Origin of the sequence: Nostoc sp. (assembly GCF_036917135.1) — a bacterium.
Taxonomy (GTDB): Bacteria; Cyanobacteriota; Cyanobacteriia; order Cyanobacteriales; family Nostocaceae; genus Nostoc.
Genome location: NZ_JBALEA010000008.1, coordinates 24,162 through 44,444 on the forward strand (window position 1 = coordinate 24,162; position 20,283 = coordinate 44,444).

20 protein-coding genes are annotated in these 20,283 nt (G+C 40.6%); 6 read left to right on the forward strand and 14 right to left on the reverse strand.

Features of this window, described 5'->3' with window-relative positions; genetic code table 11:
• The 3 genes from V7K50_RS01605 to V7K50_RS01615 all read right to left on the reverse strand — a co-directional run bounded on the left by V7K50_RS01605 (position 1) and on the right by V7K50_RS01615 (position 1,954).
• The gene (locus tag V7K50_RS01605) at positions 1 to 774 is read right to left on the reverse strand and encodes a toll/interleukin-1 receptor domain-containing protein (protein WP_334956619.1); all 774 of its coding nucleotides are present in this window, start codon (positions 772 to 774) and stop codon (positions 1 to 3) included.
• Positions 775 to 784: 10 nt separating this feature from the next.
• On the reverse strand, positions 785 to 1,498 hold the full coding sequence (locus tag V7K50_RS01610) for a hypothetical protein (RefSeq protein ID WP_334956621.1): 714 nt from the start codon (positions 1,496 to 1,498) through the stop codon (positions 785 to 787).
• A gap of 63 nt (positions 1,499 to 1,561) precedes the next feature.
• Positions 1,562 to 1,954 carry a hypothetical protein gene (locus V7K50_RS01615; RefSeq protein ID WP_334956623.1) on the reverse strand — a complete coding sequence of 131 codons (393 nt, stop codon included), beginning with the start codon at positions 1,952 to 1,954 and terminating at the stop codon, positions 1,562 to 1,564.
• 42 nt (positions 1,955 to 1,996) lie between these two features.
• Here V7K50_RS01615 and V7K50_RS01620 point away from each other — a divergent pair, with 42 nt between their 5' ends.
• The 3 genes from V7K50_RS01620 (at position 1,997) to V7K50_RS01630 (ending at position 6,432) form a co-directional block, all read left to right on the forward strand.
• Positions 1,997 to 2,179, forward strand: a complete 183-nt coding sequence (locus V7K50_RS01620; RefSeq protein ID WP_334956625.1) for a hypothetical protein — start codon at positions 1,997 to 1,999, stop codon at positions 2,177 to 2,179.
• A 562-nt stretch (positions 2,180 to 2,741) separates the two neighbouring features.
• On the forward strand, positions 2,742 to 5,756 hold the full coding sequence (gene pruA / locus V7K50_RS01625) for an L-glutamate gamma-semialdehyde dehydrogenase (RefSeq protein WP_334956627.1): 3,015 nt from the start codon (positions 2,742 to 2,744) through the stop codon (positions 5,754 to 5,756).
• A gap of 229 nt (positions 5,757 to 5,985) precedes the next feature.
• Positions 5,986 to 6,432, forward strand: coding sequence for a GNAT family N-acetyltransferase (locus tag V7K50_RS01630; RefSeq protein WP_334956629.1), 447 nt, complete (start codon positions 5,986 to 5,988; stop codon positions 6,430 to 6,432).
• Between the two features lie 66 nt (positions 6,433 to 6,498).
• Here V7K50_RS01630 and V7K50_RS01635 read toward each other — a convergent pair whose 3' ends face one another.
• Positions 6,499 to 8,460, reverse strand: coding sequence for an ATP-binding protein (locus V7K50_RS01635; RefSeq protein WP_334956631.1), 1,962 nt, complete (start codon positions 8,458 to 8,460; stop codon positions 6,499 to 6,501).
• A 481-nt stretch (positions 8,461 to 8,941) separates the two neighbouring features.
• Here V7K50_RS01635 and V7K50_RS01640 point away from each other — a divergent pair, with 481 nt between their 5' ends.
• Positions 8,942 to 9,868 (forward strand): cobalamin-binding protein, encoded by a 927-nt coding sequence (locus V7K50_RS01640; protein WP_334956633.1) that lies wholly within the window; start codon positions 8,942 to 8,944, stop codon positions 9,866 to 9,868.
• Positions 9,869 to 10,360: 492 nt separating this feature from the next.
• Here the strand turns inward: V7K50_RS01640 and V7K50_RS01645 are convergent, their stop codons facing one another.
• The 3 genes from V7K50_RS01645 to V7K50_RS01655 all read right to left on the reverse strand — a co-directional run bounded on the left by V7K50_RS01645 (position 10,361) and on the right by V7K50_RS01655 (position 11,670).
• Positions 10,361 to 10,663, reverse strand: coding sequence for a TMEM165/GDT1 family protein (locus V7K50_RS01645; RefSeq protein WP_334956635.1), 303 nt, complete (start codon positions 10,661 to 10,663; stop codon positions 10,361 to 10,363).
• Between the two features lie 122 nt (positions 10,664 to 10,785).
• On the reverse strand, positions 10,786 to 11,217 hold the full coding sequence (locus tag V7K50_RS01650) for a TMEM165/GDT1 family protein (RefSeq protein WP_334956637.1): 432 nt from the start codon (positions 11,215 to 11,217) through the stop codon (positions 10,786 to 10,788).
• Between the two features lie 102 nt (positions 11,218 to 11,319).
• Entirely contained in the window at positions 11,320 to 11,670 is a 351-nt protein-coding gene (locus V7K50_RS01655) for a YkgJ family cysteine cluster protein (protein WP_334956639.1), read from the reverse strand.
• Positions 11,671 to 11,863: 193 nt separating this feature from the next.
• On the opposite strand from V7K50_RS01655, the gene V7K50_RS01660 reads away from it, so the two are divergent.
• Positions 11,864 to 12,400: a hypothetical protein gene (locus tag V7K50_RS01660; protein WP_334956641.1), complete on the forward strand. Its 537-nt coding sequence runs from the start codon at positions 11,864 to 11,866 to the stop codon at positions 12,398 to 12,400.
• A 246-nt stretch (positions 12,401 to 12,646) separates the two neighbouring features.
• Positions 12,647 to 12,790 (forward strand): photosystem II reaction center protein Ycf12/Psb30, encoded by a 144-nt coding sequence (gene psb30 / locus V7K50_RS01665; protein ID WP_442936923.1) that lies wholly within the window; start codon positions 12,647 to 12,649, stop codon positions 12,788 to 12,790.
• 119 nt (positions 12,791 to 12,909) lie between these two features.
• On the opposite strand, the gene V7K50_RS01670 is transcribed toward psb30, so the two are convergent.
• The 7 genes from V7K50_RS01670 to V7K50_RS01700 form a co-directional block, all read right to left on the reverse strand.
• Positions 12,910 to 15,078, reverse strand: coding sequence for a single-stranded-DNA-specific exonuclease RecJ (locus tag V7K50_RS01670; RefSeq protein WP_334956643.1), 2,169 nt, complete (start codon positions 15,076 to 15,078; stop codon positions 12,910 to 12,912).
• Positions 15,079 to 15,197: 119 nt separating this feature from the next.
• Entirely contained in the window at positions 15,198 to 15,623 is a 426-nt protein-coding gene (locus tag V7K50_RS01675; protein ID WP_334956645.1) for a hypothetical protein, read from the reverse strand.
• A gap of 471 nt (positions 15,624 to 16,094) precedes the next feature.
• Positions 16,095 to 16,307 (reverse strand): hypothetical protein, encoded by a 213-nt coding sequence (locus tag V7K50_RS01680; protein WP_334956647.1) that lies wholly within the window; start codon positions 16,305 to 16,307, stop codon positions 16,095 to 16,097.
• Between the two features lie 152 nt (positions 16,308 to 16,459).
• A complete protein-coding gene (gene pstB / locus V7K50_RS01685; RefSeq protein WP_334956649.1) occupies positions 16,460 to 17,287 on the reverse strand; it encodes a phosphate ABC transporter ATP-binding protein PstB in 828 nt (275 codons plus the stop codon).
• A gap of 51 nt (positions 17,288 to 17,338) precedes the next feature.
• The gene (gene pstA / locus V7K50_RS01690; RefSeq protein WP_334956651.1) at positions 17,339 to 18,238 is read right to left on the reverse strand and encodes a phosphate ABC transporter permease PstA; all 900 of its coding nucleotides are present in this window, start codon (positions 18,236 to 18,238) and stop codon (positions 17,339 to 17,341) included.
• A gap of 6 nt (positions 18,239 to 18,244) precedes the next feature.
• Entirely contained in the window at positions 18,245 to 19,186 is a 942-nt protein-coding gene (pstC, locus tag V7K50_RS01695) for a phosphate ABC transporter permease subunit PstC (RefSeq protein ID WP_334956653.1), read from the reverse strand.
• A 46-nt stretch (positions 19,187 to 19,232) separates the two neighbouring features.
• Positions 19,233 to 20,234, reverse strand: a complete 1,002-nt coding sequence (locus V7K50_RS01700) for a PstS family phosphate ABC transporter substrate-binding protein (RefSeq protein WP_334956655.1) — start codon at positions 20,232 to 20,234, stop codon at positions 19,233 to 19,235.
• Between the last annotated feature and the right edge of the window lie 49 nt (positions 20,235 to 20,283).

The window sequence follows — 20,283 nt, forward strand, 5'->3', positions numbered from 1 at the left end:
TCAGAGGGTGAAGTTTAAGTAATCTGGTGAAAGAATCAGCAGTATTTTGCGACTAGTTTGCACCGCTTGTTCTATTTGAGCAGTAAAAGAATCACCTAACTCAAGGTTGCGAAAATCAACCCAAATTTGTAAGCCTTGTTTTTCTAAATCTGGTAATAGTTCGTTTTGTACCCATTCTTGGTCTTGATTACTGTAAGAAATAAAAACATCATAAGCAAAAAAGCGCTCTAAAGGCTCGACAAAAGGCAGCTTTTCCACTTCTTGCTGCATCTGCAAAATATTATTATAAAACTGCCAATCTTTTCTATCTGTAGCAATTGCCAATAATTTATCTCGCCACTGAATTGCTGTCGCTAAATTTCCAGCAATGGCATGACAAAAAAATGCTTCTGCGGCAACTGTTAAATTGTTATTATGAGATTCATAGACTGATGCTGCTCTTTTTGCCCCATCCTGAAGTAAATCTGGTTGTCTAACAATGTAGCGTTCTAATAATCCTTCACGGGTTAAATCATGATAAGTCAATCTATCGTTGAAAGAGGCAATAAAAGGAAGAGATTTTAAGTGTTGATAAACTTCTATTGCCTGATTTGAAGTGCTTTCTGGCAATAGTGCTTCCACAATTTGTTGGTTAAACCAATGCAAGATGACACAACGCCGTGCGACTAAAGCTGTTGCTTCTGGCAAGCTGTTAAAAACTGACTCAGCCACAATTGCAGATATTTCTGCTGGGTTTTGTGCTGATAGCAATGCTTGTAAGACTGAATCATTCATATAATGTTTCCTACTGCAAGCAATTCCAGATCAACCCGGTAAACTCTCCAGGAGTGTACTGGACAGCTTTAGCAAAAGCTAGAATTGTTTCTTTTGTCAATTTAGCATCACCGTCAATTTGTTGGCAGTACTTGATATACTCTTGCTCTTCCTTTACTTCCTTCAGTTCACAATTACAACAATATGCAACATAGCTACTGGATGCTTCTGGTAACGAACGACCAGCGACAATAAATCTTAAATGCTTGATATGGATTAATTGAACAAGGAACGTTTCCATCAGCCATTTTTGTGTATCTGAGTCGCCATCTACTGCATCCAAAAGCAGTAGTAATTTTTTATCACGCACGTGATTCAAATCAATAAATAATTTGTCAGTGAGAACCCTAGTTATATGCCAGATATCATCTGTTCTATTTGCAGTAATGTTAAGATTAGTACCAATCAATGTAGTTTTACTTATTTCGACTACTGGGTTGAGATTGCTCCACTTTTCATAGGCAGCAGAATAATTTGGAAGAGTCAGCCCTTGTGAGACAAGATAGAAGTATATATTTTGCAGGATATCAATAATTTTCTGTGTCTTACAATCTAGTACAGTCGAATAATAATCTTGGTGATGCTGACGCAGTTCTTCTGGAAAAACCTTAGTTAGCAAGTAAGTTTTACCCATCTTAGGTTTCCCCGTCAGGCGTAACACCCGAATGTCGCTATCTATTTTCATGAAATCGTGAAACTGCTTAATAATGCTATGAGCATTGATTGTTGTGTGTGTCATGAAAAGTAGTTAGTCGCGTGTATCAATATCAATCTTGGAACCAAGTGTGAAAATGTCGCTAAGACTAACACCACTTCCTTTTGACTTGATTACGGAAGCTATTGCCCGCAGACGAGTCATAGTTACTTTATCAGGATTGACTGGGTTTGTCTGCTGAGTTCCCGGATTTCCGCTAGTTGGTTGTGGTGGTGTGGCTGTTGGCGCTGGCACTTGTATTTTTTCACCCAACCACCAGCCAACTAGGGCGCCTACTAATAGACACCCGACTAACCAACAGGTTGATTTTATGGTGAACTTATCCGAAAAAACTTGCTGTTGAATCGCCGCCGAGAGCAAGTTGCCGACGAGATTAACGGCTAAGCCAACAAAAACTCCAGCGATCGCATACACAGATTTGGACACAGTATTTTTTCTCCTACTAATAGTAATTATTGCGACGGAGTAATGCCGCTACAGCAGGTGCTTAACTTTAAATATGCCCTGCCGGAGATAGATATTTGGACAGTTGCGGCTTGTCTCTACAATATGCTAGCAGGTTGTTTCCCCCGCAACTTCACAGGCGATCCCTTTGTGGCAGTTTTACAAAATGAACCTATACCACTAGAACAGCACGGCGTAAGTAAATAGGACTTACGCACTGTACAAATGCATCGTGATGTGAATTACCTAAAATAGGTTGTTTCAGGCTTTTGTTAATTATCCTGTTATCGTAAATAGACCATGCTGTAGGGGCACAGCAATGCTCATTGGTGTCAAGTTAAGCTAAAACTTCCTACGTCAATAAGCATTTATGCTTAAAAATGCGGTTTTAAAGGGACAAAAAACGAACTTTTTCAGGGACTATTAATGCTTTGTTTATTAGCATCACTCCCAGTTGGCGTATAAAACTCATAAAAAAGTTCACCTTTATACTTCGTTCCAAACAAAACCTATCGTTGACAAATAGGTTTTAACCTTAAGTTGACACTAATGAGCAATGCTGTGCCCCTACGAAAGATATGGTTTTTAACCTTTACACATATTTAGTATTTCTTGTCAATGCGTAAGTCCTAGTAAATTGCTTCTCACCTTTGGCGAATATTCCGAATTATAAACTCAGCATCATGGTGACTACGAAATGAAAGCGCCAAAATAGAAGACACAGGCTTTAGACAAAAAGCCTTGCCTTGATTAACGGAGTTTATTATCAGTGGTATTACAAGTACAAACAAGCACCTACGAAGCTAAAACCCAAGAAATTGCTAAACAACTTCTCGCAGCAACCCAGGAAAATCGTTCGTTCCTTTCTTCCCTGCGGGATCAAATGCGCTGGGATGATAAATTACTAGCTTGGGCGATGAGTAATCCTGGGTTGCGGGTGCAACTATTTCGCTTTATAGATACCCTACCTGCTTTACACAGTAAATCAGAAATTGCCTCACATTTACAAGAATATCTCGGCGATGAGTCTGTAGAATTACCGGCAGCTTTGAAGGGAATGTTAAACTTTGCTAACCCCGACTCTATGCCCGGACAAGTTGCTGCGACAACCGTTGGTACTGCCGTTGAGACTCTTGCCCATAAATATATTTCTGGGGAAAATATTAAACAAGTCATCAAAACAGTTGAACGACTGCGAAAAGAGAAAATGGCTTTCACCATCGACTTACTTGGTGAAGCGGTGATTACCGAAGCCGAAGCGCAGTCTTATCTAGAACGCTATCTAGAATTAATGCAACAATTGGTGGAAGCATCGAAGAATTGGGCAGCTATCCCGGCTATTGATGAGGCTGATGGGGAAGTTATCCCAAAAGTCCAGGTTTCTGTGAAGTTAACAGCATTTTATTCTCAATTTGATCCTTTAGATGCTAAAGGTAGTGAGGAGCGAGTTAGCGATCGCATTCGTATTCTATTACGTCGTGCTAAAGAGTTAGGCGCAGCTGTGCATTTTGATATGGAACAGTATGCATATAAGGATATAACTCTCAGCATCCTGAAAAAACTGTTACTAGAAGATGAGTTTCGGCAACGTACAGATATTGGCATGACTACTCAAGCATATCTGCGTGATAGTGAGCAAGATGTCAAAGACATAATTTCTTGGTTAAAACAGCGCGGTTATCCCCTGACAATCCGTTTGGTGAAAGGTGCATATTGGGATCAGGAAACTATCAAAGCAGCGCAGAAGCATTGGAAACAGCCAGTTTACAACGACAAAGCGGCAACTGATGCTAACTTTGAAACCATCACTCAGCTATTGCTAGAAAATCATCAATATGTCTATTCTGCCATTGGTAGCCATAATGTGCGATCGCACTCTCGCGCCATTGCCATCGCTGAAAGTTTAAATGTCCCCCGCCGTCGCTTTGAATTACAAGTCCTCTATGGTATGGGTGATAAAGTTGCAAAAGCATTGGTTGACAGGGGTTATCGGGTGAGAGTTTACTGTCCTTACGGTGAATTATTACCTGGAATGGCGTATTTAATTCGCCGATTGTTGGAAAATACCGCTAATAGTTCTTTTTTACGGCAAAATCTCGAAAATCGACCAATTGAAGAATTATTAGCACCGCCAATTGTCAAAGAGGAGAACTCTTTAACTCCTAACCCTTCGGCAGGCTCAGGGCATCGCTCCTCACTCCTAACTCCTAACTATCATTTCCTCGGTGCGGCTGATACTGATTACTCTGAGGAAGAGGTGAGAACAAAAACGGCGCAAGCTTTCCAAAACGTTCGTCAACAGTTGGGTAAAACTTATTTGCCCCTAATTAATGGCGAGTATGTTAACACACCGGAATTTGTTGATTCTCTCAATCCTTCTAATTTCAGTGAGGTAGTTGGTAAAGTTGGGTTGATTAGCGTTGAACAAGCGGAACAGGCGATGCAAGCTGCAAAAGCGGCCTTTCCTGGGTGGAAGAAAACACCAGCTAAACAACGCGCTGATATTTTGCGGAAAGCGGGTGATTTGATGGAAGAACGCCGCGCCGAACTTTCCGCTTGGATGGTTTTGGAAGTTGGGAAACCAGTTAAGGAAGCTGATGGAGAGGTTTCTGAGGCGATAGACTTCTGTCGATACTACGCTGACGAGATAGAACGGTTAGATGAAGGTGTGAATTACGACATACCAGGTGAAACTAATCGTTATATTTACCAGCCACGGGGAATTGTTGTGGTAATTTCTCCCTGGAATTTTCCGCTAGCGATCGCTTGTGGAATGACTGTCGCAGCTTTGGTTTCCGGCAATTGCACTCTCCTCAAACCTGCGGAAACATCTTCTGTAATTACGGCAAAACTCACAGAAATCTTGATCGAGGCTGGTTTTCCTAAAGGTGTATTTCAATACGTGCCGGGTAAGGGTTCGCAAGTTGGCGCTTATTTGGTAAATCATCCAGATACTCATGTCATCGCTTTTACGGGTTCCCAGGAAGTAGGTTGTAGAATTTACGCAGATGCAGCAACGTTGAAACCTGGACAAAAGCACATGAAGCGGGTGATTGCTGAAATGGGCGGCAAGAATGCGATTATCGTGGATGAAAGTGCTGATTTAGACCAAGCAGTTGTGGGAGTAGTGCAGTCGGCGTTTGGTTACAGTGGACAAAAATGTTCTGCGGCTTCCAGGGTAATTGTGCTGCAACCGATTTATGATACCTTTGTGCAACGGTTGGTGGAAGCAACAAAATCCTTAAATATTGGGGAAGCAGAGTTACCAAGTACCCAAGTTGGGCCAGTAATTGATGCTAATGCCCGCGATCGCATCCGCGAGTATATTGAGAAGGGTAAGGCAGAAGCACAACTAGCCTTAGAATTACCATCACCCGAACAAGGATATTTTATCGGCCCAGTCATATTTAGTGAAGTATCGCCAAATGCGGTAATTTCCCAGCAAGAGATTTTTGGCCCTGTGCTAGCCGTAATTCGGGTGAAAGATTTCCAAGAAGCTTTAGCAGTCGCCAATGGAACTAACTACGCCTTAACTGGCGGACTTTATTCTAGAACGCCTTCGCACATTCAACAGGCGCAGACAGAGTTTGAAGTCGGTAATTTGTACATCAACCGCAATATTACCGGAGCGATCGTTGGACGACAACCCTTTGGTGGATTCAAACTTTCTGGAGTAGGTTCTAAAGCTGGTGGTCCTGATTACCTCCTGCAATTCCTGGAACCACGCGCGGTAACAGAAAATATTCAGCGTCAAGGTTTTGCACCAATTGAAGGTGCAGATTAAAACAAGCAAGGTGGGCAGTGATGCCCACCTTTTTTGTCATTAAACTAAACTCAAGTTTAGGGATTTCCAAGAAATAAATTATCCAATCTTGTGGGGTGGGCATCTTGCCCGCCTTTGACTATGGGCGGGCGAGACGCCCACCCCACAATAAATAGTTGTATATTTTTTTATTTGGAAGTCCCTTACTCAATTAAACTGTAAATAAATTAAAGAATATAAACAAAGCTTTATGACCAATTTAGTCATAAAAATTGCTGAAATACCTCAAGAACTTCTAGCAATTCAAGCAATTAGGATAGCAGTATTTCAGGAAGAGCAAGGGGTAGATGCGGCTTTAGAATTTGATGGTAAAGATGCAATATGCGAACATTTGATTGCTTATTTAAATGAGGAAGTTGTGGGTACCGCCAGAATTAGATATTTAGATGATAAGACTGCCAAAATAGAACGGCTTGCTGTTTTATCTACAGCTAGAGGGCAGGGTATTGGTAAGAAAATTATGGAAAATGCCTTAGAAGTGATAGATAACAAAAATATTCCCGAAGTAGTGATTCATGCTCAAGAATATGTGAAGTTTTTATATAAAAAGTTGGATTTTGTAGAAGAAGGAGAAGTATTTGAAGAAGCCAGTATTCCCCATGTGAAAATGAGAAAAAAATTCTCCCAACGAAAGTAAAAATATACTATATATTTTTCCCCAATTGGTAATGAGAAAATGTATTTTTATGAGCAATTAACTCATTTAAAAAATGTCGTTCCGATTATGTATCCACTTGACTTGGTAGCCAATTGTGTGGAGATAATTTTGCAACATTGTGGCAGTTTGATCCTCTTCTTCTCCAGGCAAAATGGTTTCATTTCTGGGGATGGCTGGAGAAGAGGATAAAAACGAGGACAAGTTAATATTTGCTTCCTCATCTCCCTCATCTGCCTCATCTCCCGGATACACTAGATTTGGTATAAACAGAGTGAACTGACTACCTGCTCCCAAAGTCGATGTCACGGTAACATCTCCACCATGTAAACGCGCTAATTTGCGTGTTAAAGCTAAACCCAAACCAGTGCCTTCGTACTGCCGGTTTAACCGACTGTCAAGCTGTTTAAAGGGTTCAAATAGAAATTGAAACTGATTTGAATCTATACCAATTCCAGTATCGGAAACTGTAAATGTTATCCCTTCCGGTACTTTTTTGACTACCAGCGATATCTGTCCGCCTGGGGTGAACTTAACGGCATTAGTGAGTAGGTTGAGTAACATTTGCTTGATCCGCCGCTCATCAGCAATACAAATATCCGCTTCGATGTCAATTTGATATGTGAGTTGCAATCCTTTTTCTAAGGCGCGATCGCGCACTGTCCATATAGCATAATTACATAAGTCGGACACTGACAAAGGTGACAATAACAGCTCCTCTTTGCCTGCTTCTACCTTAGATAAATCAAGGATATCGTTAATCAGTGCCAGCAGATGTTCACCACTACTATATATAGAATTTACATATTCGTTCTGCTTTTCATTAAGAGAGCCAACTATTTCTTGTTGCAGCAACTGTGACAAACCCATAATCGCATTGAGAGGGGTACGTAACTCATGGCTCATGGTTGCTAAAAACTCACTTTTTACCCGACTGGCAGATTCTGCTGCTTCTTGCGATGCACGTAATTTCAACTCTGTCTGCTTACGTTCAGTAATGTCCTCAATCATCGCTAGAAAAAACTCAGGTTCACCATCGCTGCCTGGTATAACAGAAACAGAGATATGAGTCCAAACTAAGCTACCATTTTGATGTAGGCAGCGTCTTTCCATCTCAATGCGATGTCTTTCGACAAGCTCTTCCTCATGTTTTGAGGGTTGGAAGCCGTCCCTTGAAGTTGTCTTTAAATCTGTGCCAATTCCTGACATAAGTTGTTTGTAAAGTTTTAAATCCCCCTTTTCTGTGGAAATGTAATCGGTAAAGCTCTTGCCATATAGCTCTTCTCGGCTGTATCCTAAAATCTCGCACAGTGCCAGATTAGTATCAACTATCTGCGCTTTCATATCTATAAGTCCAATACCGATAGAAGAACGCTCAAAAATCGCTCGAAATTGCGCTTCACTCTTTCGTAGTGCTTCTTCTACGATGTTTCGCTCCCTCGCTTCTATAGCCAGCGTCACGAAATCTGCAATTGAGCCAACAAAAGTCTCTTCTTCCAAAGTCCATTGACGACCTTCGCCTATGTGTTCGTGACACACTACACCTACCAAACGACCCTCTAGCCAAATTGGTGCATACAGTATGGATGTGATGCCTAAAACTGAAAGATAAGACTCAGATAATTCTTGGGTTCTAGTATCGTTTCTGGCATCATCTGCGGCAATGGTACGTTCTTCTTCTAAAGCCTGGAAATAAGCCGGATAATTTATTTTTAAAAGCGAGTTACCAAAGGTATGCTCCTTAGTCTTCACATCATATAAATCGATGCATTCAATTTGGGAACGTTCTTCATTATATAACCATACCCCAACTCGCTCCACCAAGAGCGTCTGAGCAGCAGTTTCTGTAATTTCCCTCAACACCGCATTGAGATTACCCTGCTGAAATGTCTTGCTTCTTGCCAGTTGTACCAGAGTCTGGCTTTGTTTTCGCCGACTATTTTTTCTGATTTGTAGAGCCTCTTGGGTCTCGTTCTGCTCTGTAATATCTATAGCTGACACCACCTGCATTAGTTGCCCTCAAGAAGAAATAATTTGGACTTGCAGTTCTCCGGAAAAAAATAGAACTGTCTTTGTATAACTACAATTACTTGATTTGGTTTTTCAGAACCGGAAAATATAATTTTTTTCATCAAAATTTATAATTCTGGCTAAGGAGTTAAAGCTAGATTTTGCTGCTCACTTCTGTTACTTCATGCTAGTGATTTTTGCCAGGGGATATTTAACATTTCAAAGAATTTTTACTATTAAGTAATTCTTCTATCTAATTCTTCTATCAAGTAAAGTTCCTGTTAATTAGTATAATGTTTTGAATTTAATTCTGGGGATTGGGAACTGGAAAAATTTTTCTTAATCCTAATCCCTAATCCTCAGTTAAAGTTATTGCTTAGTGCTGACTAGCAAAACACTGTTGATTCTCCTAGAGAAAGATACCTAATGACTCAAATTTTGTCAAAATTGAGCTAACGGCAGCTTTTACGGAGGTGGAACGATGACGGATAGCAATGTGAGAATTGTTTCCTTGATTCCCGGTGGGACAGAGATTTTAGCGACACTAGGGTTGGTTGATGCTATTGTGGGGCGATCGCACGAATGCGATTACCCTCCAGAAATCTACAATCGCCCCATTTGTACCCAAGCACGTTTAAACTCTAATGCCTCCAGCAGCGAAATTAACGATGAGGTGAACAATTTATTACAATCTGCTCTCAGTATTTATGAAATCAAAATAGATGTTTTAGAGCAGTTAAAGCCTACCCACATTCTCACTCAAGATCAGTGCGATGTTTGCGCTGTCAGCTTACACGAAGTGGAAAAGGCAGTTGCCTCACTCATTGACAGCAAACCTCAGATTATTTCTTTACAACCCAATACTCTCCAGGATGTTTGGGCTGACATTGAACGAGTCGGCAACATCTTTGGCGTAGACTCGGTAAAAATCTTAGAAAATTTAGAAGCTCGGGTCAAAATTTGTCAGCAAAGAATCCAAGGACTTTCTTTACATGAACTGCCTACTGTCGCCTGTATCGAGTGGACTAATCCTTTGATGATTGCGGCGAATTGGATTCCTGAATTAGTTAACTTAGCAGGAGGACAGTCTCTATTTTGCGCTAAAGGTCAGCCGTCTCCTACCTTACCCTGGGAAACACTTTTAATAACCAATCCAGATGTAATTGTTTTTATGCCTTGTGGCTTTGATTTAAATCGCACTCGCCAAGAAGCCAACTTGTTAACTCAACGTCCAGAGTGGGAAAAACTACACGCTGCCGAAGCTGGTAGAGTTTATATCACTGATGGCAATTCTTACTTTAATCGTCCAGGACCAAGACTGGTAGATTCTCTAGAAATTTTGGCAGAAATTTTGCATCCAGAAATTTTTCAATACGGCTACAAAGGAACTGGTTGGGAACCTTTGTAATTTAACTAGTAGTCCACCACGCTAACTTTGATGGGTGAATAAGTTCGTAAGCTGTTGCGCCTTTAATTTGCACTAATATTTTTTCAAGATGATTGTGGGGTGGGCATCCTGCCCGCCCTGATAATGCAAGTTCTATACATAACAGCTTAGTCAGGACTTTAGTCACTTGATTTGAGCGACTAAGCGCTCACTACAAACCAAGCATTGTTGACTTGGCGGACTACTAGATTAAAACTAGCCCTTTCAAGGTGACTCATAAAATCTCTGTTTTCCTCTCTGCGTCGCGCCAGTTGCTACAAGTCGGGGAACCCGCTCAAGGCACTGGCAACTCTATTGCTAAGGTTTAATAAATTACTTTTAAACCGCAGAGGACACAGAGAAAAGAGGAATTGTACCAGAAAATTATTGTGAATTTTTCACTCTTCTCATAGCTAGATTAAGCTCTCCATTCTGAATAAATTCCTTAAGGAATGCTGGGATTACTACCATCAGTTACGGTATTTGTTCAGAATCTGTCGATGGTTGGTTGTTAAATAACAGCAAACGTGCAGCAAGAATGGCAAATCCGACAGCCGCGATCGCTTTTAACACACGTGTAGGTAATAATTCGGCTACTGCACCCCCAGCTAACGATCCCAACAGGCTTGTCAACAGCAATGCGCCTGCTGCACCAAAAAATACTGCACGCGGAGAATTAGAACGCCCTGAAAGTGCGATCGCTGCAAGCTGACTTTTGTCACCCAATTCTGATAAAAAAACTGTAATAAAGCTTAGTCCTAAAAGATGCCAATCCATATAATTAAGGGGGAGTGGGGAGTGGGGAGATGAGGGAGATGAGGGAGAATAACTACTAACTTCTAATTCCTAATTCTTAACTAGTAACTTCTAACTCCTAACTCCTAACTTTTAACTTTTAACTAACCTTGAAATACATCCCAAAACAGCATTAAGGAAATCACTAACAACATCACACCGGCTGATTTTTCTATAGTTTTCGGGCTGAGTCGGCTGGCTATCCAACTACCTAAAAGTACACCTAATAAGCTGGTGGTTATCAGCGCCGCCGCCGAGCCGATAAATACCACCCACGGCGAATGAGATTCTGCACTCATTAGCAGAGTTGATAGCTGAGTTTTATCTCCAATTTCTGCGAGAAAAATAGTTACAAAGGTTGTACCAAAAACTACTAGCACTGATTGCTGCTTTTGAGGACTATCGGCAATTACAGGCTGAATTGGCTCAACAGCGATCGCCGGAGTTAAGTTAAAATCGTTGCTGTCTTTCAGTTCTAGCTCAATCTCAGACTGAGATATGCCAGAAATGCCCTTATATGCAGAGTCAAGTTTCACAGGTAGTAGTTTTGGTTGCTAGGGTGTTTTCATATTTCTATCATATTCTCAGATTGTTGTAATAAATTGCAACCCTACAGAATAAAATGAGTCGTGGGAGTGTCACAGCCCTACAGCTTGATCGAAGCGTAGTATTTCGAGACTGCGATCGCCATATACTCCTTCTATTTGCTGGCGACAGCAGTCAATAGCAAAATCGTTAACTTCTTCTGGTTCAACCCCATACATCTCTTGAAACACTTCTGATTCCACACAGCAGAAGCGAGGACGATTTGAGTAGATGCGACATTCTCGCGTGATATGGTCGAAATTAACGCACCATCCCCCTTCGCCTACCATACTGAGGTAGAGTTCTAGTTCTGATGCTGAAAGATAGTCTTCCAAGTCGGGACGCTCTGCTGGATCAAGATTACAGCAGGCTCCACATTGCTTTACACATTGCCAAGTTGACATTTTAGACATCTCCAAATTAGTAATATTTTATGGTAAAAGAATAGAAGCATGAGTTTTTGACTGTTGCAATTGCTGCTGACAATTATAAAGATAGGTCAGTGTTAAGCAAGATTTAATATTTTGCTACTACAAACAGGAAATTTATTGAGATGATTGTATAGAAAGATTTATTAGCTTTTAGGATTCCTTAATTATGAAACCTAATTTAGAAGATATCTCTAGCAGTTTTCCCCGCCGTCAAATTCTTAAAATTGCTCTTACTTTTGTGACTGGCTTAACCACGACATCATTGGTCTCTTTTTTCATGACCAAATCCTCAAAGCCAGCACAAGCAATTGTTGTGCAACGACCAAATGAGTTTGAGCTTGAGGGTCAAGGTACTCACATCAAGTATTCAATTCTCAATCAAGTTCCACAGCTTGATTACAGAACTAAGAACATTTATGAGCATTTCAGTGGCGATCAAATTGAGACATTAGCTACTGATATCGGTACACTAATAACGGTAATTATTAGCAGACCGCCAAACCCTGACCTTGGAGGAAATATAGTCAAACTGAGCTTTCTCTTACCAATTATCAACCTAGCTATTGGGAGTCGAGAAAGTCCTGTCCAAACCGAAGCAATTTTAACTACTGAAAGAACATCAGGATTTATCCGTACTCCCTTGTTTGGACAATTACAGTCATATCAGACTATAGTACTCCGGGGAACCGCTAGATATAGATAAGGGCTAATTTTTGAAATCAGGTCATGTCAATTGATTTTTTCTTGCTTGTGAGAAATCTGGGATTAGAGATTGGGGATTGAGAAAAATTTTCACAGCCCCAGTCTCCCTATTTTACGTTTTTATATCTTTTGTTATAATTTTGTTAAGTAAATTAAATCTAACAGGCCATAGCCAGATATGATCGATTTCGGGTTTTGTAATTAAGTTATTGAATTTTTTTAAGACAATTGAGAGGAGAAAAGGAAAATGTTTGACGCTGTATCTGACTTGTTTAACGCTTTTATCAGTATCAATTGGGAAGTTATTTTCCAATTGCTGTCTGTGGCGCTAATAGTGATTGCTGGCCCAGCAGTCATCTTTGTGCTGGCATTTCGCAACGGCAACCTTTAAAAGTACTGAGTGCTGATTGAGAGTTAGGAGTGAGTAATTAAATTTTATTCTCAACTCATAACTGATAAATCAGCACTCGTAGTCTCACAAGTGGGAAGTTGATTAAAGACTCCAAACTTCTAACTCCTAACTGATAAAGCTTGAAGCGCAGCTTGGATAATATTGTCATACAGTGGTTGAGAAATATCAACTTCTTTGGCATTTTGACGATTAGTGCCCAGCAAACCAATTAGATGTCCTGGCTGCATAGCTAAGACTTTGCCTTCAGTATTTTTAATTCTTAATTCTGCTTCAATACCGTTTTTATAGAAACCGCAAGTATACTGTCGCTGGTTGTATTCAAAAGTTGTGCTTGACGGGGTAGGTGGCGAAGCCAAAAATTGTTGAAGCTGAATTGGTAGTCTGACACCGATTAACTCTAGCTCAATGGTGGTCTTACCGTTAAAGTAATTTTCTCGCAGTTTGTAAGCGATATCCACTCGCAGTGGTAGTTGGAAATAGTCGCCCCAACGCCAAGCGATCGCTTTGATTTGATACTGCTGATTATCGATAGTTTGAGCAATTGTCAGTTTAATGTGACCCTTCCCAACGATTTTTTGCTCAACCACTTGCACATTAGGTGTCCAGAAAACTGGATCGGGGTTATCCATACCGCAGGGGTGCAGAGCGTTAAGCTGTTGATAAAGCTGCTGATTGACGTGATTTAGATTGACTTCGGCATCAATTTTGAGCAGAGGTTTAAGATGTTGGGGTTCAAGACACTGGTTAGCAAACTCAATCAAACGCGATCGCACCATCTCTAAATTCTCTGCGGGTAGAGAGAATCCCCCGGCTGCTTTGTGTCCACCAAATTTCCCTAGTAAATCGTGACAATATTCCAAAGCTTCAAATACATGAAACTCTGGAATTGAGCGTGCAGAACCGCGTATATGTCCCTCATCCTCATAAGTACCGATGAACACCGGAACACCGTAGCGTTCCACCAGGCGCGAGGCGACGATACCAATAACGCCATGATGCCAATTGGGTTGAACAACAATTAATACACGGTCTTGCTGTAGAGATGCAACAAATTCTGTTTCTACATAAGCGATCGCTTCTTCTTCAATTTGCTGACACATCTCCTGGCGAGAGGCGTTGATTTGTTCACACTGCATTGCCCTTTCTAGCGCTACTCCCATATCATCTGTAGTCAGCAATTCAATCACAGTCTGGGGATCACCAATTCGACCAATAGCATTAATTCGTGGCCCCAGGCGAAAACCGATATCTTCAGGCTTGAGCGATTTTGGATTTTGGATACTTCGACTTCGCTCAGTACAAGTTTTGGATTTTGGACTTGTACTGAGCGTTCGCGTAGCGTCTCGTAGAGAAGTCGAAGTATTAGAAATTTTCTCCTCTGCTCCCCCGGCTCCCTCATCTCCCCTCGCCTGTACGCCGCCTACCTGAATTAACGCCTGTATTCCGGGTAAGTTTGACTTGGGTAAATGCTGTAAACCACGTTTCACCCAACGACGATTTACGCCAGTTAAGGGGGCTAAATCTGCGATCGTTCCCAGCGTAAATAGTGCTAGCATCGGCTGGATCAAGCCCTTAGTCTCTCCTAGCTGTTGCGCTAGAGACACTGCCAAAATATAGGCAACACCAACACCAGCAACACCCCGATAAGGTGATGATTCCGCTATCAGTTTGGGGTTGAGGATAGCGTTAGCTGGCGGTAATTTTTGAGGTACATCATGGTGATCGGTGATAATCACTGCAAGACCAAGTTCTCTCGCTCTCGCAACTGGTTCAAACGCAGAGATCCCATTATCTACAGTGAGAATTAATCCTACACCTTCGCTGTGAAATTCTTCAACTATGCGTTTATTAATACCATAGCCTTCATGCATCCGACTGGGAATAGCATAATCTACTTGTGCGCCTAAAGTGCGGAGACTACGTAAAAGTAGAGCAGTGCTGGTCATCCCATCAGCATCGTAGTCACCGCAAATAGCAATTTTAGTTTGAGTAGCGATCGCATTTTCCAACAATTCCAAACTAATCGCCAAATCTGGGAAATCTTCTAACGGCGAAGGTAAAACCAAAGACTCTGGATCTAAAAATGCTTGTACCTGTTCTGGTGTTTCCATACCCCGATTAATCAACAACTGGCTGACAATGGGTGAAAGATTTGTCAAAACCGCCAGATTTTGGGCAAATTCTGGTTTTTGTGGATAAATTTGCCAGCGTTGATCGGGTAAGCGTCGGCGAGGCTTTGATAATTCAGATACAGGTCGTTCTAGCACAATAAAATTTAGGAGTTAGGAGAGACGCGATTAATCGCGTCTGTACAGGAGTTAAGAGTTTTGAATTAAAAGTTATTTCTTAACTGATAACTCATAACTCATAACTCCTAACTTTTCTGTTAAAACACGTTAATCCTACCATCATCCATAATATACAACGAGCGATCGCCAGGAGAGCGCCAAGTTGGACGAAGTTCCAGCCGCAATGTACCAAAGTTAGGTTTAGAGACAATTGCTTGTAGTGATAAACCCTTTTCGCTCCAAAATATCAGAGATGTATTTGGCTCCGTACCCTCTATTTGTTCTAAACTTAATTTCTGTCCTGGACTCAAGGATATTGCATCAGTCCCGGAGGGTTTTTGGATTTTGATTAAGTTAGGTGTGCTATTTATAACTTCAACTCGGATGTGTTGCCCGGGTGTAAACTGAATTGAGTGCGATCCACACTTAGAAGCACAAGTTCGAGCTAACGTAGCACTGGGATTATTGATTGATGCAACTAGAACGGTAGCTGCAACTAAAGCAAATGATAGAGGCTTAAACATAATACACAGTATAAGTACTAAACTGGAATTTTACTTAAATCTAGTACTATTAAGCCTCAGTATATTTTCCAGAATTACTTTGCTAATTCCCAGTTATTAAATTACGATTTATTATAAACATCTCCTCTGGCACCAATGGCATAAATTTCGATGTCTTTAGAATCAATATCCACTGTAAAAATAATTCTGTTTTTACCTATACGTAGTCTGTAAAATCCCTCTCAATCACCTTTCATCTTTCTGATATCTAGTTCTGTAAACGGGATAATGCCTTGGTCTTCGACAGCAATAACAATTTGCCTTATAGCGGTTCCCATTCAGATGCAGTACAACGTTACATCACGAGGTGTAAGGGCACGGCAATGCCGTGCCCCTACGGGTATACCTCACGTAAACGATAACTGCTATATTTGCTCCCGAATATTTTCGACATCTTCGGGATTTGCTTTTTCTAAAAATTTAATCGCTTTTTTACGAAATTTTATTGCCATACCTTACCCAATCGGTCATATCAATTACTTCATCCTCAGCATTATCTGAGGGTACACCAAACTTGGCTTCAAGTTCGCGTTGCTCATCATCACTTATGTAAGGAATCAGAATTTGACAGAGGCAAAGTCTTTCTTCTTGCAGAACTTCACGCATAGTTTCTTTAATCAATGCTTTTAATTCTTGAATTTCCACTGTATGCCTTGAATTCGTAGTTAGATGTAATATATTACCTAGTCTCAGCTTGTACGGGAGGGAAAGGTTAAAGGGCAAAAGAATAATAGTAAGTAGTTCACAACTGAACTTTACTTTTACCTTTCCCCTTCCCCTTCTACTGTGATGCCTCTTTAGCCAAACCGTCCACTGATATAATCCTCAGCTTCTTTAGTTTGAGGAGAACTGAACATTTGGACTGTAGGATTAAACTCAACTAATTTTCCACGACGTTTACCATGTTCGTCAATTTCTGTATTGAAGAAAGCGGTGAAATCAGCCACTCTAGAAGCTTGCTGCATATTGTGTGTCACCATAATAATGGTGTATTGCTCCTTGAGTTGTAAGCAGAGTTCTTCTACTTGGCGGCTAGAAATTGGGTCGAGAGCAGAACATGGCTCATCCATTAATAATACATCTGGCTTCATGGCGATCGCACGAGCAATACAAAGCCGTTGCTGTTGTCCCCCAGATAATGCAGTACCCTTCTCTTTGAGTTTGTCCTTCACTTCATCCCAGATAGCAGCGCGTCTGAGCGAATCTTCCACCAATTCATCAATATTACCTTTGTAACCGTTAGCACGCGGCCCAAAGGAAATATTTTCGTATATTGACTTGGGGAAAGGATTCGGTCTTTGAAAAACCATTCCGATTTGGCGGCGTAATTTTACAGAATTTATCTTAGGATCGTAAATATTGCGATCGCGGTAATTAAGTCTACCTTCAACCTTAGCACCAGGGATTAAATCATTCATCCGGTTGAAGCAACGGAGTAAAGTACTTTTACCACATCCTGAAGGGCCAATAAAAGCAATAATTTGTTTATCAGGAATCTTTATATAGACATCTAAAAGTGCCAGGAATCCACCGTAATAGACCTTCACACCTTCAACATTGAAGACACTATTATTTTGCTCTATCGTCGCACTATCTGATTGACTTCTACTATTGCTATAAGTCATTTGGTTGAACTCCTAATATCTGTGAATATATCCAATTAGATATTTAATTACCTAATTTATTGAGAAGCGTTGCCGAATATAAATTGCTACACCGTTTAAAACTAAAATCAAGAGTAACAACGCAATAATTGTGGCAGCTGCTGCACTAGCAAAACCCGGTTCAGGACGAGTGATGTAACTGTAAATTTGAATGGGTAATGCCATAAACCTCTGAAACAAACCAGGGTTAAAGGTGAGAAAACCCACAGCACCGACAACAATTAGAGATGCTGCATCACCAATAGCGCGGGATACAGAGATAATCACCCCCGTCAAAATACCGGGAACAGCATAAGGTATTACATGACTGCTGATAGTTCGCCATTTTGTGACACCTAATCCGTAAGAAGCATTTCTCAGGGAATCTGGGACAGCGCGAATTGCTTCTCTAGCTGTCACAATAATTACTGGTAAAGACAACAAAGATAAAGTCAATGCACCAGAAATCAAAGCGGGGCCAAAGCCAAGCAAATAATTGAAAACCCCTAAACCCAGCAATCCATAAACGATAGAAGGTACACCCGCCAGATTACTGATATTAATCTCAATAATCGCTGTCCACCAAGCTTTAGGTGCATACTCTTCTAGATATAAAGCTGCTCCGACACCAATGGGGACAGTAACTAAAATCACAACCAGCCCTAAAAGAATGCTGCTGATAATTGCAGGGCGGATACCACCTTGGTCAGGAAAACGAGAAGGAGTTTCCGTGAGAAAGCCGGGTGACAAAAATCTGCCTAATCCGTCTTTAAAAATATCAAAAAGTAGCAACGCTAGGATAAATAAACCAATCAGCAATCCTAACAAAAAAAGGACTTCAAATACTTTCCCTAATGTCTCCCTACTTTCAACATTATCGGTAAATTCTGCCGCAGAATCTAGAGAATCATCTTGTTGATAACTTGTAGCCATATCTATTTAGTCGTATTTTTCTTTAAAGCGATTAGCAATCCAGAAACTAACAATATTCAAAACAAGGGTAAGTAGAAATAGAACAGCGCCTACAGCATATAATGTCTTAAAATTGAGACTACCACGCGGACTATCTCCACCAGAAATTTGTGCCATGTAGGCTGTCATTGTTTCTACTGATTCCGCAAAGTTAATAGTTATTCTTGGTTGCTGTCCGGCGGCGATGAGGACAGTCATTGTTTCACCCACAGCTCGAGAAATACCCAAAATAATCGAGGCTATGATTCCAGAAAGCGCGGCTGGTAGAACTACTTTAAAAATGGTTTCTAGTTTAGTAATACCTAAAGCATAAGCTCCTTCTCGCAATGAGCGTGGAACTGCTCGAATAGCATCTAAGCTGATAGAACCAACAGTAGGAGTAATCATTACCCCCATCATTAACCCCGCACTTAAAGCGTTGAATATTTCCAGAGGGATAACATTCCGCAGCAATGGTGTTAGGAACAACAGGGCAAAGTAACCATACACTACTGTAGGTACTCCCGCCAAAAGTTCAACTGCCGGACGTAAAACTGCTGCTACTTTGGGTTGAGCATACTCACTTAAATAAATCGCAGAAGATAAACCTAAAGGAATAGCAACTGCCATAGCAATAGCTGTAGTCAAGAAAGTGCCATTAATCAATGGCCAAACGCCAAAATGTTTATTGGCAAATAGAGGTGTCCATTTAGTATCAAGAAAGAATTGGGCAAAGGAGACTTCTTGGAAAAAACTGAATGTCTCCTGAAAAATAATTACGACAATACCAAAGGTAGTCAAAACCGAGACTAAAGCACAAGCAAATAAAATCACCGCAATAATCTTTTCGGAAATATCTTCCGATGCATTTTTCTCCAGTGATTCTCTAGATTGTAGATAAGGAGCGTCTTGAAAATTGGTATTTTGCATAAACAATTAACTCACTAAAACTAAACTACAATACCTGAGACTTAAATTAAATAAAGTTTGTGATTGGTTCACCTGGTTTTGCTTTTTTAAACTTTGTCCCAGTTTCACCAGTCGCAAATTTTTGTTTAACTTTGACGTAAGCTTCATCAGGTAATGCTACATAACCAACACTATCTACCCACTTCCAAGAATTTTCTAGATAAAAATCTACAAATTCTTTGACTGCTGGCTTAGTATCTAAGGATTTTTTACTGACATAGATGAAGAGAGGACGGGATAAAGGTGTATAGATATTTTTAATTACATTATCCACCGGAACTGGTTTTTCACACTTTCCGGTAAGACTTTCTACAGCAACTAGATTCAGTTTGTCTTGATTTTGAATGTAGTAAGATATCCCGACATAACCCAAGGCTGATACATCACCTGAAACTCCTTGTACGAGAAGGTTTTGATTTTGAGTAGCAGTGTAGTCTGTACGGCCATTCTTGGCTTTACCAGTTACAGCTTGAGTCATATAATCGAATGTTCCCGTATCAGAAGATGGAGCATACAGCTTCAGCTTTTCGTTAGGAAACTTGGGATTAACTTGATTCCATGCCAATATTTTGCCGTCTGATTTGCCGCCCCAAATTTTACCCAGTTCCTTAATAGTTAGACATTTCGCAAAGTTATTTTTACGGTTGGCAATAACAGCGATGCCATCTAAAGCTACAGGTAACTCTACAAATTTAATATTCTTACTTTGACATTTTTTGATTTCTTCATCTCTAATGGTGCGAGAAGCACCAGCTATATCAATATCGCCATTACAAAATTTACTGAAACCACCGCCAGTACCACTTGAGGCAACGCTTACTTTAGCTTCAGGTTTGACTTTACCGTATTCTTCTGCAACTGCTAAAGAAATGGGAAAACCTACAGCTGCACCATCAATGCTCACCTGACTTTTCTTTTCGTCATTACTGCCACAAGCAGTGATACTGCTGGCAATAATCATTAAAAATGTCAGTAAGAAGCTATTCTTGAATCTGCTACGAAAGCTCATAAATTATCAATTGAGATAAAGTTACAGGAAATTGCTTATACTTGGCTAT